The following is a 14,953-nucleotide window of genomic DNA, read 5'->3' as shown; positions in this document are numbered from 1 at the left end:
TCACATATGAAAAATATGATTAGTTTGCATCGTGGGTTGAGTCAAAGTTTGAAGTTAAATTTAGTAGATTATTATCTTGTGAATTATAAGAAAAAGTAGAAAATTATGCACCCGTTTTTTTAATTAAGTCGGATTTTTGGAGATTAGTACATAAGTATCTTAATGATTACACAGTAAAAGAAGAGAAAATTAGAGTGTTTGAGAAACTCATTTAACAAAATACATATTATTAATTATGTCATTTATTCTTGTCAGGCACTTATTAATACTACTTAGATATAATAAGAAAAAATATATTGAAAAGTAAGGGCATAAATGAATACACAAGCATCGAAAAAAGCATTTGAAGAAGCACAAAGTTTGATTCCTGGTGGTGTTGACTCACCGGTTAGAGCATTCAAGAGTGTAGGAGGAACCCCCATCTTTATAACAGAAGGAAAGGGTGCTTACCTTAAAGATGTAGATGGCAATGAATATGTAGATTATGTACAAAGTTGGGGGCCATTACTTTTTGGTCATCGTGATGAAACTATTGAAGCTGCAGTTATAGATGCTGTAAAACATGGGCTTAGTTTTGGAGCACCAACACTTGCTGAAACAGAACTTGCAAAACTTGTTGTTGGTTTTTTTGACTCAATAGATAAAGTTCGTTTTGTAAGTAGTGGAACAGAAGCAGTGATGAGTGCTATTCGTTTGGCTCGTGGTTTTACAGGTCGTGATGATATTGTAAAATTTACTGGTTGTTATCATGGGCACAGTGACGCTCTTTTGGTTGAAGCAGGCAGTGGTGCAGCTACATTTGGAAATCCTTCAAGTCCTGGTGTTCCAGCTGATTTTACAAAACATACGCTTTTAGCTGAGTACAACAATATAGAAAGTGTAAAAAAATGTTTTGCAGACTCTGATAATATCGCTTGTGTAATTATCGAGCCAATAGCTGGAAATATGGGACTTGTTCCAGCAGATAAAGAGTTTTTACATGAACTTCGTAAGGTTTGTGATGAGCATGGTGCTTTGTTGATTTTTGATGAAGTTATGAGTGGTTTTCGTGGAAGCGTCAATGGTGCTGAATCTATCACTGGTGTAATACCGGACATGGTTACACTTGGAAAAGTTATCGGTGGTGGTATGCCTGTTGGTGCTTTTGGTGCAAGAGCTGAAATTATGGCTATGCTTTCTCCTGATGGTCCAGTATATCAAGCAGGAACACTAAGTGGAAATCCAGTAGCTATGGCAGCAGGATATGCAGCACTGAGTAAACTCAGAAGAAATGCACGAGTCATTGCAGTGCTCAATGAGAGGGCAACACGACTTGTAGAAGGGATGAAAGCTGCTGCTGCTAAGTATGGTATAGCTATGCAGACAGATACAAGAGGTTCTATGTTTGGCTTTTTCTTTAATGAAAATCCAGTAAAAAACTTTGCTGATGCTGCTAAGAGTGATGCTGCAATATTTGCTGCGTTTCATGCAGGTATGCTAGAGAGAGGTTTTTATTTTGCTTGTTCATTGTATGAAACTGGTTTTATCTCAACTGCTGTAACAGATGAAATGGTAGAGTCTACAATAAAAGCAAGTGAAGAAGTGTTTAAAGAGATAACAAATGCAAAATAAACCCCAAGAAGAGACAGAGGAGGAAAGAAAACCTCGTATCAAGCCCATTATAGAAGCGGCGGATAGCCTTTCTTTAGGAATTTCTATGGTTGTGGCTGTTCTTATGGGAGTTGGTATTGGCTGGCTCTTAAAACGATGGACAGATATTGCTTGGCTTTTTTGGGTTGGTGTTTTCATTGGTATTGCTGCAGCAATTTTAAATGTTTATAAAGCATATTCAAAACAATATAAAGAGTTTGAAGAGTTAGCAAAAGAACCTCGTTATGCTATTAAAAAACAGATAGATGATGAAGATGATGAGGATTATGGTGAAAAAAGTTATTAGTATCTTTTTGGTGGCACAGATTTTTATCTTTGCTACTTATCTTATCTCCTCTGCAGTATTTGCAAATGTAGAAGTTGCGTTTATGAGTGCTTTTCTAGTTATACTTGGTTCATCATTTGCCTATAGTAAAATGGTAGACAAGCAAGTCGCGAGTGAGCAATATGAAGACAAAAGAGATTTGCTTGACGAGATAGAAGACCCTCATGAACTTTATGATGACGAACCACTTAACATGGCTCCTGCAGAAGATCTTGACCTGAAGCAAATAGTAAAGCAAGAGAAAGCAAAGATTAAAACTTTTAGCCTAAAAAGTGCGAAACATGGGGCAAAAGGAAGTGTTTCTGCGCTTAGGCTTGTTCCTTATGTTTTGTTGGTTTTGGGATTTATTGCACTTAAAAATAATGATATTTTAGACTTGAGGTTTTATTTACCAGCACTTACTTTTGGGATTATCATTGGTTCTTTAAGTGCGAAAGAGGTATTGGCCTAGTCCGTTATCATCGGTATGTTGATGGTGATACTTTTATCTATACAAATATGAAAGTTGTTTTCTTCAGCGAAGAGTTTTATTTCTGCTTTTTTGGCAGTGTTGAAGTTTTCAGGAATAATTTCGATGGAAAATAGACTATATTTTTTTTCATCAAATCTAATATGCTCCCCAACTCTGTAGTAGATTTTTGTTCTAACACTAGAACCTTTCTTTGAAGCTGCATAAATCTTGTTTAAAAGTTTTATCATTTTATCAGAATCAAGAATGATATCGGGTATAGTCGGATCATAATCTTTTTGAAATTTTAAATCACAATTAATAGAATTAGAAGCAATGCACAAATCAACAATAGTGTAAACATTTACTACTTCACCAATAGGTTTTTTTGTTGAAAGTTTGTAAGAGGGTGCTTGATAGAGTTTTAGACCTACTTCATTTTCATCTTCATAGCCTACTGTAATACCAAAAAAATGGTATCTCCCATAGGCTAGTTCTAAAAAAGTTGTTCTAAAACCGAAATTTACACTAGCATAGGTTGTTGCAAGTTCAAATAACTCACTTGAAGTTGTAAATCCAAGAAGAAATTGAGCTTCTGCGTTTACAGAGATGATTTTCCCATTTGAATTAAATAATATAAATGGGTTATAATCATACTCTAACCACTTCTGCTCAAAGGTCATTATTTTTACTCTTCTATGTAGTTTTTAAGACGTCTACCGACTTTAGGGTGTTTTAGTTTTTTAATTGCACTTGATTCGATTTGACGAACACGCTCACGAGTAACACTTAACTCTTTACCAATCTCTTCTAAGGTTCTATCGCTTTCATCATCCATGATTCCAAAGCGTAATTTGATTACTGCTTTTTCTCTTTCATTAAGTTGTTCAAGTACTTCTTCTATTTGCACTCTTAAATCATCTTTTAATATTGCATCTGATGGTGAAAGTGAAGCTTTATCTTCGATAAAATCACCAAAACGACCATCATCTTCACTCCCAATAGGAGCTTCAAGAGAGATAGGTTCTTTTGTAATTTTGATAACGTTTTTAACTTTCTCAACTGAGAGACCAACTTCTTCTGCAATTGTATCAACATCTGGCTCTTTACCATGTTCTTGAAGATGTTTACGCATGATTTTGTTGATACGGTTAATGGTTTCAATCATATGGATAGGGATACGAATAGTTCTAGCTTGATCAGCAATAGCACGTGAAATTGCTTGGCGAATCCACCATGTTGCGTAGGTTGAAAATTTATAACCTTTTTGGTATTCAAACTTATCAACAGCTTTCATAAGACCAATGTTCCCTTCTTGAATAAGGTCAAGAAATGGAAGACCACGGTTTGTATAACGTTTCGCAATAGAGACAACAAGTCTAAGATTTGATTTTGCCATTCTTGTTTTTGAAATTTCAGAGATGTTTTTACCACGTTTTATTTGCTCTAAAATATCTTCAAGTTTATCAGGTTCCATATCAAAAGAGTTTTTGGATGCCTCTTTTGTTTGAACAAGCTTTTTGATCTCCATATATGTAGAAACCATTGTAGCTTCAGGAACCATATTGGCAATATCTTCTTTTGTTAGTTCTTGTATCTGTGAAACTAAAACTTTATGATTTGCTTTAAGTGTCGCATTAAAGAGTGGAAGTTTGTATTCAAGTCTTTTTAGCTCTTTGTCATATCCTTCGTCACTTTTAAGTGCAGTTTCCATTGCTTTTACAAGTTCATTAATAAGTTTAGACGTTGGTCCAAGATCAAGAAGTTTTTCTTTGAGAACTTCTTTTTTGTAAGTCACATTGAGGTAATAAGAGAGTATTTCTTCATTAAATTCACCATCAAGACTTTGCGGTGCTTTTTCAGAAATCTTGACCCACTCTTTTTTTGCTTTTTCTAAAGCTTTAAAACTTGTAGATACTTTTTCAACTCTAGATTTGTCTTTTACTGAAAGTGTTTTATCTGCACCAGCTTCACCCTCATCAGAAGCATCGTCACTATCTTCTTTTTCATCTTCAAAACTTTTAAAAAGTTCTTTTACTCGTCTTTCACGATTGATAAGCGGCTCTTTATAGTCTAAGATAAACTCTATAAGATAAGGAACAGAACAGATAGCATCAATAATGATACTTTCACCACCTTCTATCTTTTTAGAAATTTCGATCTCTTCTTCTTTTGTTAAAAGTGGTATTTGCCCCATTTCACGAAGATACATTCGAACAGGTGAGTCTGAACGAGACCATTCGAGAAGTTCATGTTCTTTTAAAATATCAAATTTATCAGTATTGTTGTCTTGAAGCATTTGTCTTTGTGCTGCACGACGTGCTTCTGCTTCTTGATCATTTAATCTTTTAGCATGTTCACTTGATGTGTAAATACAAGATTTATGCTTTTGTAGAAGTTTGTAGATATTTTTTGCTTGTGCCGCGGTGGGTTGTTTTTCAAAAAGGCTTATAAGAGATTCATAAGTTATACAATCTTTTGATTTATGTTCTTCAAAGAATGTTTCTAATGCTTTGTTGAGTTCTTTTGCTGTCATTCGGAGGTTGCTCCATTGCGTTAAGGTTATTAAAAGGTGGATTATACCCAAAAATACTTAAGGCTAACTTTTTATTCATTTGAAATTTACATAAAATAATATTGGAACACTCTTTGCTATTTACTTTAAAATTAAGCAAAACAGGGGCAGTGATGCAAACAGGTTACTATAGTGCAGCAGCTGGAATGGTTACTCAGTTTAACAGACTCGATACGATTGCGAATAACTTGGCTAATGTTAATACAAATGGTTTTAAGCAAGATAATCTTATTGTGGGTGATTTTATGCGACTTTATAAAGAAGCAAGAGATGAATTGCCACATGAGAACAATACAAAAGAGGGTGCTGCGTTTATAAATAGAACTATGGCTCGAGTACCTCAGATAGTTGATGCTTACACAGATCAGTCTGTTGGAGGCTTACAAAAAAGTTCAAATCCTTTAGATTTTGCACTCTCAAGGGAAGGGCTTTTCTTTGCAGTGAAGACGCCAGAGGGGATACGGTTGACACGAGACGGTGCTTTTACAGTTAATGATGAAGGAACTTTAGTCACAAAGCAAGGGTATGAAGTACTTCCGGATGATTACTTCCAATCTGAGCAGGGAATCACTTTCTCAAATGTTGATAGTTCGATAGAGGTGGATAAAAATGGCCAGATTAGTACAAACATCCCTAATAGTGTAAAACTGACTTTAAACAAGAAGCTTTTAATTTTACAGCCTGAAAATATAAAGCTTTTGAAAAAAGAGGGTGACAATCTTTATAAATTTGATGATATTAAATCTCTTACCCCTGTTGGAGAAAGTGGTGCCGTTGTACAAGGGTTTGTTGAAAAAAGTAATGTAAACGCAGTGAAAATGATGACACAGCTTATAGAGACAAATAGACTTGTTGGAATGTATCAAAAAGCTATGGATACACAAATGAATGATATGAATAGAGATGCAATTGAAAAAATTGCTAAAAAAGCTTAGAAAAAGGAAATAATAGACCATGATGCAATCACTTTATACTGCTTCAACAGGAATGTTGGGAATGCAGACACAAATCGATACAACTGCGAATAATATAGCCAATGTTAACACTATAGGTTTCAAAAAAAGTCGTGCTGAATTTGCAGACCTTATGTACCATGTAATGGAATATGCAGGAACTTCAACAAGTGATACGACAAAAAGTCCTACAGGAATTGAAGTCGGTCTTGGTGTTCGTTCAACTGCGATAAATAAAGTATTTTCTGAAGGGTCACTAAAACAGACGGACAACCAACTTGATATGGCTATTACAGGGAGAGGTTTTTTTAAAATGGAACTCCCTGATGGAACAGAAGTATATTCTAAAAATGGTGCTTTTAAAGTGGATGAGAATGGTACTATGGTCAATAGTGACGGGTATACGCTTATTCCTCAAATTGTTATTCCGCCAGATGCTACAAATATCAATATAGGTACAGATGGTACAGTGACTGTTATACAACCAGGGCAAACACAAGCAACACAAATAGGTCAAATTCAGACAACAAACTTTATTAATCCATCAGGATTACATGCGATGGGAGATAACCTCTATCTTGAAACGGATAGTTCAGGACAACCTGTTGAAGGTATCCCTGGTGTAGATGGTCTAGGGACATTAAGACAAGGTTTTGTTGAGTTGAGCAATGTTGAACTTGTTGTAGAGCTTACAGACTTGATTACAGGGCAAAGAGCATATGATGCCAACTCAAAAATCATCACAACAAGTGATGAAATGCTTCAAACTACAAATAATTTAAAAAGATAATAAACCCCTAAAATAGCATTGATACTTTTTAATATCAATGCTAATGTTTTCACTAATTTTATTCTTTAATCAACTTCACAAAACATTTTCGATATAATCGCAAAATTATTTTATAAAAACAATAGGATTTTTAATGCAAAAAGCAAACATAAACGGTAAAGTTTGGAAATTTGGCAAAGACGTGGATACAGATCTCATTATTGCTGCAAGATATTTAAATACTTCAGTTCCTGAAGAGCTTGCAAAGCATGTAATGGAAGATGCTGACCCTGAATTTGTAAATAAAATGAGCCCAGGTGATGTTATCGTTGCAGATGAAAATTTTGGATGTGGAAGTAGTCGTGAACATGCTCCAATTGCTTTAAAGGCTGCTGGTGTTGCTGCGATTATTGCACCTACGTTTGCAAGAATTTTTTATAGAAATGCATTTAATATGGGTCTGCCTATATTTGAACTAAAAGAAGCAAATGAGATTCAAGAAGGTGATGAGATCAGTATTGATATGAATGCTGGTACAATAACGAATAAATCAACAAGTAAAACATATAACTTTACACCGATTCCTGCGTTTATGCAAGAGCTTATCGATGCAGGTGGTTTAATGAACTTTGCAAAAAATGAAGTAGAAGGTAAAAAATAGATGAAATCATATAAAATAGCACTTATCAAGGGTGATGGAATAGGACCAGAAATCGTAGATGAAGCAGTGAAAGTTTTAGATGCAGTAGCTGCTTATAGTGGTTTCGATTTAAAATATGAAGAGCTACTTATGGGTGGTTGTGCCTATGATATTACAGGTGATCCACTTCCTCAAGAAACAATATCTGGTTCATTGAACTCTGATGCAGTACTTTTTGGTGCAATCGGTGGTGAACAATGGGATGCCTTGCCACGTGAAAAACGTCCAGAGAGTGGGCTACTGCGTTTCAGAAAAGAGTTAGGAGTATATGCTAACTTACGTCCTGCTGTAGTATATGATGAGCTTATTAATGCCTCTTCACTAAAACCTGAGATAATTAACGGTGTTGACTTGATGGTTGTTCGCGAGCTTATTGGTGGCATCTACTTTGGAGAGCCTAAAGGTCGTGATGAAGAAAAAGGCTGGAACACTATGGTTTATACTCGAAATGAAATCATTCGTATCGCACATCATGCCTTTAAAATTGCAATGAAAAGAGATAAAAGAGTTTGTTCTGTTGATAAAGCGAACGTACTTGACGTTTCACAGTTATGGAGAGATACAGTAGAAGAAGTTGCTAAAGAGTATCCTGATGTTCAACTAACACATATGTATGTTGATAATGCTGCAATGCAACTCATACGTGATCCTAAGCAGTTTGATGTAATGCTTACAGGAAATATTTTTGGTGATATTTTAAGTGATGAAGCTTCTATGCTTTGTGGGTCTATCGGGCTATTACCATCTGCTTCTATAGGTGACAAAATCGGTGTTTATGAGCCTATACACGGTTCTGCTCCTGATATTGCAGGTCAAGGTATTGCAAACCCTATAGCAACCATTTCTTCTGCATCTATGATGCTTCGATATGCTCTAGGTGAAAATGAAGCGGCAGATAGAATTGACAATGCTATTAAACGTACACTCAAAGAAGGGTATCGTACACAAGATTTAGCACAGTTCGATGCAAAAGAGATATGTTCAACAAGTGAGATAGGTTCAATTATCGCTAATTATATATCAAAATAGGTTTTAAAATTTATGCAGACATTAACTTTAGCAAATATATATGAGCTTCAGGGTTTAAAAGAAGAAGCTTTAGAAATATATAAAGAAGTTTTGAAAAAAGACCCAAATAATTCAGAAGCAAAAATTGCAATAAGAAGATTGTCTGGAATGAGAAAAAAGTTTTTGAATGTAAACACACAAATGAAAGACTTTTTTCTTAAAATGGATACCGAAGTGGAGTTTAAAGAGTTTGAAAGGTGGTTATTAAAAGCATGGAATTAAAAGATGTAATACTCTCAACATTAGCTGAGATGGAAGATGATGATACGCCTATAGAAGAAGATATTCAAACTGAAACTTCTACCACTGAGATAAAAAACAATCTGGAAAAACAAGTAATACCAAAAAAAGTAGAAGAGGGTTCATCTTTAGAAAGTGAACTTATGTATCTTAACTCGATCAGAGAAAGACTTCTTGTACTTTTTGAAGGTTTTCAAGCTCCAAACAATGCGAATATTGAAGCAAAAGTAGATATGACATTAAATTTTTTAGAATACACCTTGGCTACTATTGATGCAAGAGTTGAAAAATTAGAAAAAGGAAGTATTTAATGGCTCAATATAGAGTGTTGATAGATGCAAATGATGAAAAAGGGCTTGTGTATAAAGTTTCAAGTATATTTTATAATCATAATCTAAATATTTTATCAAATAGTGAATTTGTTGATAAAGAGAGTAACAAGTTTTTTATGAGAAGTGTTGTTGATGGTGAAATCAATAAAGCTGATTTAAAAAATGAAATAGAAGCTATACTCCCAGAAAACTCAAGTGTAAAGATTGTAGAACCAAATAAAAAAAACATTATAATTATGGCAACAAAAGAGCTTCATGCGTTAGGTGATATTTTGATTCGTCATGAAGCAGGTGAACTTGAAGCAAATATATTAGCAGTTGTATCTAATTATGATTTACTCGAGAGTTTTGTTAGCAAATTTGATATTCCTTACATTACAGTTTCTCATGTAGGGCTTGAGCGTTCTGAGCATGAAACAAAAATCATTGAAGCTATTAATAGTTTTGAAAATGTTGACTATATTGTACTTGCAAAATATATGAGAATTTTAACTCCAAGATTTGTAGAAACATTTGAAGATAAAATAATTAATATTCATCATTCTTTTTTACCTGCTTTTATTGGGGCAAATCCTTATAAACAGGCATATGATAGAGGTGTAAAGATTATCGGAGCAACAGCGCATTTCGTAAACAATAATCTTGATGAAGGTCCAATTATTGCTCAAGAAGTGATACATGTCAATCATGCTTATGGTTGGAAAGATATGCAACGTTCGGGAAAAGATGTTGAAAAAGTAGTACTTTCTCGTGCATTAAAACTCGCACTTGAAGATAGGATATTTGTATATGCAAATAGAACGGTAATCTTTTAATGTCCTTTAATTTAGTATTAGTTCACCCTCAAATTCCAAACAATACTGGTGCAATAGGTAGATTATGTGTAAATGCAGGTGCTTCGTTGCATCTTATCAAACCAATAGGTTTTGATATAGATGAAAAAGCTGTACGTCGTGCGGGTCTTGATTATTGGAATAAATTAGATTTACATGTATGGGAAAGTATTGATGAATTCTTTGAAAATAATAAAATTCAAGACAATGCCTACTTTGCTACAACTAAAACGGATAGACCATATTTTGATGCTGCGTTTAAAGAGGGTGATTATATCTTTTTTGGAAGTGAAACAGCAGGAATTCCAGAAGATATACTCAAGAAATACAAAAATCAAAATATAACTATTCCAATGACAAAAGAGGGGCGTAGTTTAAATCTTGCCATCTCTACTGGTATAGTTCTTTATGATGCTATACGACAGAACTATACTACATTTGATAAGGCTTAGATTATGTCATCTTTTATAGATATTTTTATGATTGTTTTGTTTGTTCTTTTTATGATATTTATTTTTGGTGGATATCATAAAACAAAATCAGAACAAAGAGAAAAAGATAAAAATAAAAAAAATTAAAATATCTTTTTAGCCCATATTTCTAAAGAGTTTTCAAATCTTTCAAAGAGACTTTCTGCATTTTTAATAATAATTGACATTTTCAATCCTTTTAAATTAAATCTGCACTATTCTTGCAAAATTTATTATAAATTGATAAAAATATATCAAATTGACAAGTATTTTTTGACATATCATAAATAAACCACTATAATATGACATATTTTATATAAAAGGGCTCAAAATGAATAGTTTTATTGATATTATAGAAGAGATAAAAAGCATTATCTCCGCTGAAGTTGCTCCAAAAAAAGTTTTTGACAAAGATGTAGCAGAATCACTTGGTATCTCGCAGATGAACTTTGCGACGATGAAAAAACGAAATAAAATTCCTTTCAATGAACTACTAGATTTCTGTGCTAAACGCAGTATATCTATTAATTGGCTTCTTTATGGTCAATCTCCAGAGAGTTTGGTAGAAGCAACAAATAAATTTTATATGGTTAAGTATTTTAGTGATATTAACGCAAGTGCAGGTGGTGGGAGTGATACAGAATTTGAAGAGATAAATGAACTTGAAATTCCTGAGCAATTTGTTTTCATGCTTGGAGGTGAAAAAGAATTGAAAAACATAGAGGCTATCAATGTCTCAGGTGATTCAATGGAACCGACTTTTAGTTATAATGACATAGTTTTCATCAATAGAAGTAAAACTGATATTAATCGTGGCGGAATATTTACTATACGAACTGAAGCAGGGCTTTTTATAAAACGTGTTCAAAAACGTATTGATGGAAAACTTGATATTATATCTGATAATACAGTATATAATACGCAAACACTCAACCCTGATGAACTTGAAGTAGTTGGACGCGTGGTGAGTAGATTTGGTGATGTAGATTAAAAAAGGCTAATTTTGAGATATTTTTATTTATTTTGTTCTCTATTATTTTTGAGTGCTTGTAGTTTTACTCCAAAAATAGAACCACAACAGATAGCTGACTTACAAAATATACCACAGAGTGCTACAGTGTATTCTCAGGGAATTGATAAAGGAAAAATAGGTGATGAAGCTGCGTTTGAGAGAGCTTATTTTTCACCTTGGAATATTACTGCGTTTGATGTTCCTCTCGAAAAAGCTATGTGGGCTTATAATGTTTTTACACCTGCAAAAAGTTATGGTGAAAATTTACAACCACTAAAAGAGACTTTTTTTGATGAGATATTAGAAAATTCTAATTTTGAAAATTACGGAACAATCAACAAAAGAGCCTTAACTCTTAGGCATTTAAATCTTCGTGCTTTTCCTACACAGAGACCACTTCTAAGAGATCCAAACGCAGCAGGAGAGGGGTTTCCTTTTGATTATTTGCAAAACTCTACGATTGAAGCAAATAAACCTCTTTTTGTATCTCATTATTCGAAAAATAGAGAATGGGTATTTGTAAAGTCAAGTTTTGCTTATGGGTGGGTAAAAACATACGATATAGTTTTTATAGATAAAAAATATACTGATAAGTGGCAACAAGCACAACAAATATTTTTAACTACAGATAATGATGCTCTTTATTCTCAAGATAATAATTATCTGTTTCGTACACACATTGGAATGATGTTACCTCTCATAGATGCAAACAATACAAGCAATACTATTTTAAGTATTTCAAAATTTCAAGAAAATCAACCATATTATAGAAAATCAAATATTTCTAAAGCAATTTCACATAACGGTATACTTACGTTTAATGCTCAAAATATTAATCATATAATCAAGCAACTCTTAAAAGTTAATTATGGTTGGGGAGGTATGTATGGACAACGTGACTGCTCTTCAACTATGCGTGATTTTTTTGCTCCTTTTGGTATTTGGCTCCCTAGAAATTCATACAAACAGAGCTTAATTGGTAGAGTGATAAGTTTAAAAGACTTAAGTGATGAAGAGAAGATTGCTAGGATTAAAAAGTTTGCAATACCTTTTGAAACATTATTATATAGAAAAGGGCATATAGTTTTATATGTAGGAACATATACTGATAAAATCGTTGTTTTTCAAAATTTGTGGGGAGTGAAAACGCTAAAAGATGATAAAGAAGGACGTTACATTATAGGTAGAACAGTTTTTAGTACCTTAGAAATTGGAAAAAACTTAAAGTATTATGATGAAAAAGGTTCACTACTACGTGGTTTGGTAAGTATGAATATTGTTAGTGAAAAAGAAGAGAGTAAAGACTAAGAGCTCAATTGCTCCTAGTATCTTTAGTGCAGGTCTGCGTTTAGTTTAATCTCTCTGGTTGAACGAGATGCAGTTATCTCTCCTGTTAAAGAGTTTTGTCTGAAGTGTAGTCCACTAAAGAATGAAAGTTGTTTCCCTTTAAATACTTCGCCTACCATATTTGCATTTGTATTTACTTCCATTATTTTTTTCAACTCTTCTGGATATATACCTATTTTAGTCCCTTCTAAGATAGCAAGACCAGCATCAATGATACATCCATCACCTAAAGGAATACCACAAACAGAGTTTGCACCAAGAAGACAGTTTTTACCTATAGATATAGGGTTACCATCAGTACCACTTAAAACACCTAAGATAGAAGCGCCACCACCAACATCTGAACCATCACCTACAATTGCAGAAGAACTAATACGACCTTCAACCATTGAAACTCCAGTAGTTCCAGCATTAAAGTTAATGTATGAAGCACCTGGCATTACTGTAGTTCCTGCTGCTAGTTGTGCACCAAAACGGACTTTTGAAGTCTCTAAGATACGAGTATTGTCAGCTGGAATGATGTGTTGTAAAAATCTTGGGAATTTATCTACAAAGTCAATGTGTGGATATTCGCCGGAGAGTTTTAAATCAATCTCAAATTCTCTTAAATAATCAAGTTCAATTGGTTGACCATTTGACCAAGCAACATTTGGAAGAGCACCAAAAGCACCATTGAGGTTAATTTCACGAAGACCAACTTTTGCAAGTGACAGTGCATAGAGTTTTAAGTAGCTCGCTTCTACGCTTTGAAGTGGAGCATCTTCAAAAATAAAACATACTTTAAACTCACCCTCCATAGAACCGTTGTTAATGATCTGAGAGTATAGACTAGATACTACTTGAATGTTTTTATGTGCATCACCATACGCTTCATCTGAATATGGAGTAAAGGCATTAAGACAATCTTTTAAAAATTGTAGGTTAATATTACAGACAACTTCATTTTGTGTAAAATCTATCTCTACACCTTGATCTGCAAGTGCTTTAATAAAAATTGCTGCACTTCCAAAATTTTCATCCCAGTTGATGATTGGGTAAGTTGCTTGGAGTACTTTATCTACATTGAGTTGACCTAAGTCTACTCTACAAATACCAAAAGCTAAAGGATCTTTATATCCTGTTGTAGATGTTTTTATATTTTCTATTAATGCTTTAAAAGCATCAGTTGTTTGTATGATTTGCATTGAATTCTCACTTAATTAATTTATTGTGCAATTATACTTAAAAACTACTAATGAATTTTAGTATATAATGAAATAAAAAGAGAATAGTGTGCATACATGGCTTGAATTATTAAAAAATGACGATTATCTTGGTTTAAAAAAGTATATTAAAAGCGGCGGTGACTTGAGTGAGACGAATGAAGCAGGGGAATCTGTACTTGCTTGTGCACTTCGTGCTCGTTGTGATAAAGAGACGCTTATGTTATTGATAGAACATGGGGCAGACATTTTTGATTTTGATGAAGAAGGTGTAAGTATTTTTGATATGGCTATCACGTATGATAATCTTGATATGGTTAAGTATCTACTTGAAAAAGGGCAGGATGTAAATAAAACAACAAGAAAAAGTGGATTTACTGCTTTGATGTGTGCTGCTTGCTATGGGAGGGTAGAAATTACTAAAGTATTACTTGAACATGGTGCAAATGAAATGGCTAGAGACTCAAAAGGCTTTTCAGCAATAGACTTTGCCAGAAAGATGAATAAAAAAAGTGTATTATCACTTTTTAAACACAGTGCAGACGCACCTAAAAATACTGGCTACGCAAGGTAAGTTTACTCGAAAAACTTCGCTTGGTTTGCGTTGTCTAAAGGTTTTCTTTTCTCTTTGTTAAGCCAATCTTGCAACAAAGATTCGATAACCTTACTGAGGCTCATTTTATAACGACTACGTGAATATTTCATGGCTTCTTCCCATGTTTTCTTATCTATCAAAAGGCTTCTAGTTACTTCATCTTTTGGTTTCAATATTTTCCTTTTTATATTTTAAATGTATAATGGCGTTCTTCTTTTTTAATATGTATATTATGCGAAGATTTCATTTTAATCTTGTATAAAATATACATGACACCAACCAGCAATAAAAGTACCAATAACCAGATAAACATAACTTCTCCCTCTTTCGACATACAGAAATATCGACAAATAGTCATACTTTGTTAAACCCGAATTATGCAATAGAAACTCATTAAAATTATAAAATATTATAAATAAGTACTGATTTCATAC

19 protein-coding genes are annotated in these 14,953 nt (G+C 33.6%); 15 read left to right on the top strand and 4 right to left on the bottom strand.

The window, feature by feature from the left end:
- Positions 1-315 precede the first annotated feature (315 nt).
- The 3 genes from hemL to MV052_RS03140 are packed head-to-tail and all read left to right on the top strand — an operon-like array spanning position 316 to position 2,426.
- A complete protein-coding gene (gene hemL / locus MV052_RS03150; protein ID WP_297440894.1) occupies positions 316-1,611 on the top strand; it encodes a glutamate-1-semialdehyde 2,1-aminomutase in 1,296 nt (431 codons plus the stop codon).
- Positions 1,601-1,936: an AtpZ/AtpI family protein gene (locus MV052_RS03145; protein ID WP_297440892.1), complete on the top strand. Its 336-nt coding sequence runs from the start codon at positions 1,601-1,603 to the stop codon at positions 1,934-1,936. The genes hemL and MV052_RS03145 overlap by 11 nt, the downstream gene beginning before the upstream one ends.
- Positions 1,920-2,426, top strand: a complete 507-nt coding sequence (locus MV052_RS03140; RefSeq protein WP_297440890.1) for a hypothetical protein — start codon at positions 1,920-1,922, stop codon at positions 2,424-2,426. Before MV052_RS03145 ends, MV052_RS03140 begins: the two co-directional genes overlap by 17 nt.
- On the opposite strand, the gene MV052_RS03135 is transcribed toward MV052_RS03140, so the two are convergent.
- A complete protein-coding gene (locus MV052_RS03135) occupies positions 2,423-3,106 on the bottom strand; it encodes a hypothetical protein (protein WP_297440889.1) in 684 nt (227 codons plus the stop codon). The two genes, MV052_RS03140 and MV052_RS03135, sit on opposite strands and share 4 nt — an antisense overlap.
- A 5-nt stretch (positions 3,107-3,111) precedes the next feature.
- Entirely contained in the window at positions 3,112-4,959 is a 1,848-nt protein-coding gene (rpoD, locus tag MV052_RS03130; protein WP_297440888.1) for an RNA polymerase sigma factor RpoD, read from the bottom strand.
- A gap of 152 nt (positions 4,960-5,111) precedes the next feature.
- Between rpoD and MV052_RS03125 the strand changes: the two genes are divergently transcribed.
- From MV052_RS03125 to MV052_RS03075, 11 genes are all read left to right on the top strand, one after another.
- Positions 5,112-5,933, top strand: a complete 822-nt coding sequence (locus tag MV052_RS03125; protein ID WP_297440887.1) for a flagellar hook-basal body protein — start codon at positions 5,112-5,114, stop codon at positions 5,931-5,933.
- Between the two features lie 19 nt (positions 5,934-5,952).
- On the top strand, positions 5,953-6,741 hold the full coding sequence (flgG, locus tag MV052_RS03120; protein ID WP_297440886.1) for a flagellar basal-body rod protein FlgG: 789 nt from the start codon (positions 5,953-5,955) through the stop codon (positions 6,739-6,741).
- 133 nt (positions 6,742-6,874) lie between these two features.
- Positions 6,875-7,381: a 3-isopropylmalate dehydratase small subunit gene (locus tag MV052_RS03115; RefSeq protein ID WP_297440885.1), complete on the top strand. Its 507-nt coding sequence runs from the start codon at positions 6,875-6,877 to the stop codon at positions 7,379-7,381.
- Positions 7,382-8,449, top strand: a complete 1,068-nt coding sequence (leuB, locus tag MV052_RS03110) for a 3-isopropylmalate dehydrogenase (RefSeq protein ID WP_297440884.1) — start codon at positions 7,382-7,384, stop codon at positions 8,447-8,449.
- A gap of 12 nt (positions 8,450-8,461) precedes the next feature.
- A complete protein-coding gene (locus MV052_RS03105; RefSeq protein WP_297440882.1) occupies positions 8,462-8,710 on the top strand; it encodes a tetratricopeptide repeat protein in 249 nt (82 codons plus the stop codon).
- Positions 8,701-9,039 (top strand): hypothetical protein, encoded by a 339-nt coding sequence (locus MV052_RS03100; RefSeq protein WP_297440880.1) that lies wholly within the window; start codon positions 8,701-8,703, stop codon positions 9,037-9,039. Before MV052_RS03105 ends, MV052_RS03100 begins: the two co-directional genes overlap by 10 nt.
- Positions 9,039-9,875, top strand: coding sequence for a formyltetrahydrofolate deformylase (gene purU, locus MV052_RS03095; RefSeq protein WP_297440878.1), 837 nt, complete (start codon positions 9,039-9,041; stop codon positions 9,873-9,875). The genes MV052_RS03100 and purU overlap by 1 nt, the downstream gene beginning before the upstream one ends.
- Positions 9,875-10,345, top strand: coding sequence for a tRNA (cytidine(34)-2'-O)-methyltransferase (locus tag MV052_RS03090; protein ID WP_297440876.1), 471 nt, complete (start codon positions 9,875-9,877; stop codon positions 10,343-10,345). Before purU ends, MV052_RS03090 begins: the two co-directional genes overlap by 1 nt.
- Positions 10,346-10,348: 3 nt before the next feature.
- Positions 10,349-10,471 carry a hypothetical protein gene (locus MV052_RS03085; RefSeq protein WP_297440874.1) on the top strand — a complete coding sequence of 41 codons (123 nt, stop codon included), beginning with the start codon at positions 10,349-10,351 and terminating at the stop codon, positions 10,469-10,471.
- A 223-nt stretch (positions 10,472-10,694) separates the two neighbouring features.
- Positions 10,695-11,354 (top strand): LexA family transcriptional regulator, encoded by a 660-nt coding sequence (locus MV052_RS03080; RefSeq protein WP_297440873.1) that lies wholly within the window; start codon positions 10,695-10,697, stop codon positions 11,352-11,354.
- Between the two features lie 12 nt (positions 11,355-11,366).
- On the top strand, positions 11,367-12,683 hold the full coding sequence (locus MV052_RS03075) for an NlpC/P60 family N-terminal domain-containing protein (RefSeq protein WP_297440871.1): 1,317 nt from the start codon (positions 11,367-11,369) through the stop codon (positions 12,681-12,683).
- Between the two features lie 23 nt (positions 12,684-12,706).
- Here MV052_RS03075 and MV052_RS03070 read toward each other — a convergent pair whose 3' ends face one another.
- The gene (locus MV052_RS03070; RefSeq protein WP_297440869.1) at positions 12,707-13,906 is read right to left on the bottom strand and encodes a tetrahydrodipicolinate N-succinyltransferase N-terminal domain-containing protein; all 1,200 of its coding nucleotides are present in this window, start codon (positions 13,904-13,906) and stop codon (positions 12,707-12,709) included.
- Between the two features lie 88 nt (positions 13,907-13,994).
- On the opposite strand from MV052_RS03070, the gene MV052_RS03065 reads away from it, so the two are divergent.
- A complete protein-coding gene (locus MV052_RS03065) occupies positions 13,995-14,498 on the top strand; it encodes an ankyrin repeat domain-containing protein (RefSeq protein WP_297440867.1) in 504 nt (167 codons plus the stop codon).
- Between the two features lie 2 nt (positions 14,499-14,500).
- Here the strand turns inward: MV052_RS03065 and MV052_RS03060 are convergent, their stop codons facing one another.
- Positions 14,501-14,692, bottom strand: a complete 192-nt coding sequence (locus MV052_RS03060) for a hypothetical protein (RefSeq protein WP_297440866.1) — start codon at positions 14,690-14,692, stop codon at positions 14,501-14,503.
- Positions 14,693-14,953: the final 261 nt, after the last annotated feature.

It is taken from the genome of Sulfurimonas sp. (assembly GCF_026988655.1).
Taxonomy (GTDB): Bacteria; Campylobacterota; Campylobacteria; order Campylobacterales; family Sulfurimonadaceae; genus Sulfurimonas.
Note: the sequence above shows the minus strand (reverse complement) of the source record. Positions and strands in the feature narration are given on the sequence as shown.

What these genes read in the sequence shown, in the direction of transcription:
- MV052_RS03125 (WP_297440887.1), top strand. Translation starts at nt 5,112, where the DNA reads ATGCAAACAGGTTACTATAGTGCAGCAGCTGGAATGGTTACTCAGTTT.
- rpoD (WP_297440888.1), bottom strand. Translation starts at nt 4,959, where the DNA reads ATGACAGCAAAAGAACTCAACAAAGCATTAGAAACATTCTTTGAAGAA.
- MV052_RS03145 (WP_297440892.1), top strand. Translation starts at nt 1,601, where the DNA reads ATGCAAAATAAACCCCAAGAAGAGACAGAGGAGGAAAGAAAACCTCGT.
- hemL (WP_297440894.1), top strand. Translation starts at nt 316, where the DNA reads ATGAATACACAAGCATCGAAAAAAGCATTTGAAGAAGCACAAAGTTTG.
- leuB (WP_297440884.1), top strand. Translation starts at nt 7,382, where the DNA reads ATGAAATCATATAAAATAGCACTTATCAAGGGTGATGGAATAGGACCA.
- MV052_RS03080 (WP_297440873.1), top strand. Translation starts at nt 10,695, where the DNA reads ATGAATAGTTTTATTGATATTATAGAAGAGATAAAAAGCATTATCTCC.
- MV052_RS03135 (WP_297440889.1), bottom strand. Translation starts at nt 3,106, where the DNA reads ATGACCTTTGAGCAGAAGTGGTTAGAGTATGATTATAACCCATTTATA.
- purU (WP_297440878.1), top strand. Translation starts at nt 9,039, where the DNA reads ATGGCTCAATATAGAGTGTTGATAGATGCAAATGATGAAAAAGGGCTT.
- MV052_RS03100 (WP_297440880.1), top strand. Translation starts at nt 8,701, where the DNA reads ATGGAATTAAAAGATGTAATACTCTCAACATTAGCTGAGATGGAAGAT.
- MV052_RS03090 (WP_297440876.1), top strand. Translation starts at nt 9,875, where the DNA reads ATGTCCTTTAATTTAGTATTAGTTCACCCTCAAATTCCAAACAATACT.
- MV052_RS03085 (WP_297440874.1), top strand. Translation starts at nt 10,349, where the DNA reads ATGTCATCTTTTATAGATATTTTTATGATTGTTTTGTTTGTTCTTTTT.
- MV052_RS03115 (WP_297440885.1), top strand. Translation starts at nt 6,875, where the DNA reads ATGCAAAAAGCAAACATAAACGGTAAAGTTTGGAAATTTGGCAAAGAC.
- MV052_RS03105 (WP_297440882.1), top strand. Translation starts at nt 8,462, where the DNA reads ATGCAGACATTAACTTTAGCAAATATATATGAGCTTCAGGGTTTAAAA.
- MV052_RS03070 (WP_297440869.1), bottom strand. Translation starts at nt 13,906, where the DNA reads ATGCAAATCATACAAACAACTGATGCTTTTAAAGCATTAATAGAAAAT.
- flgG (WP_297440886.1), top strand. Translation starts at nt 5,953, where the DNA reads ATGATGCAATCACTTTATACTGCTTCAACAGGAATGTTGGGAATGCAG.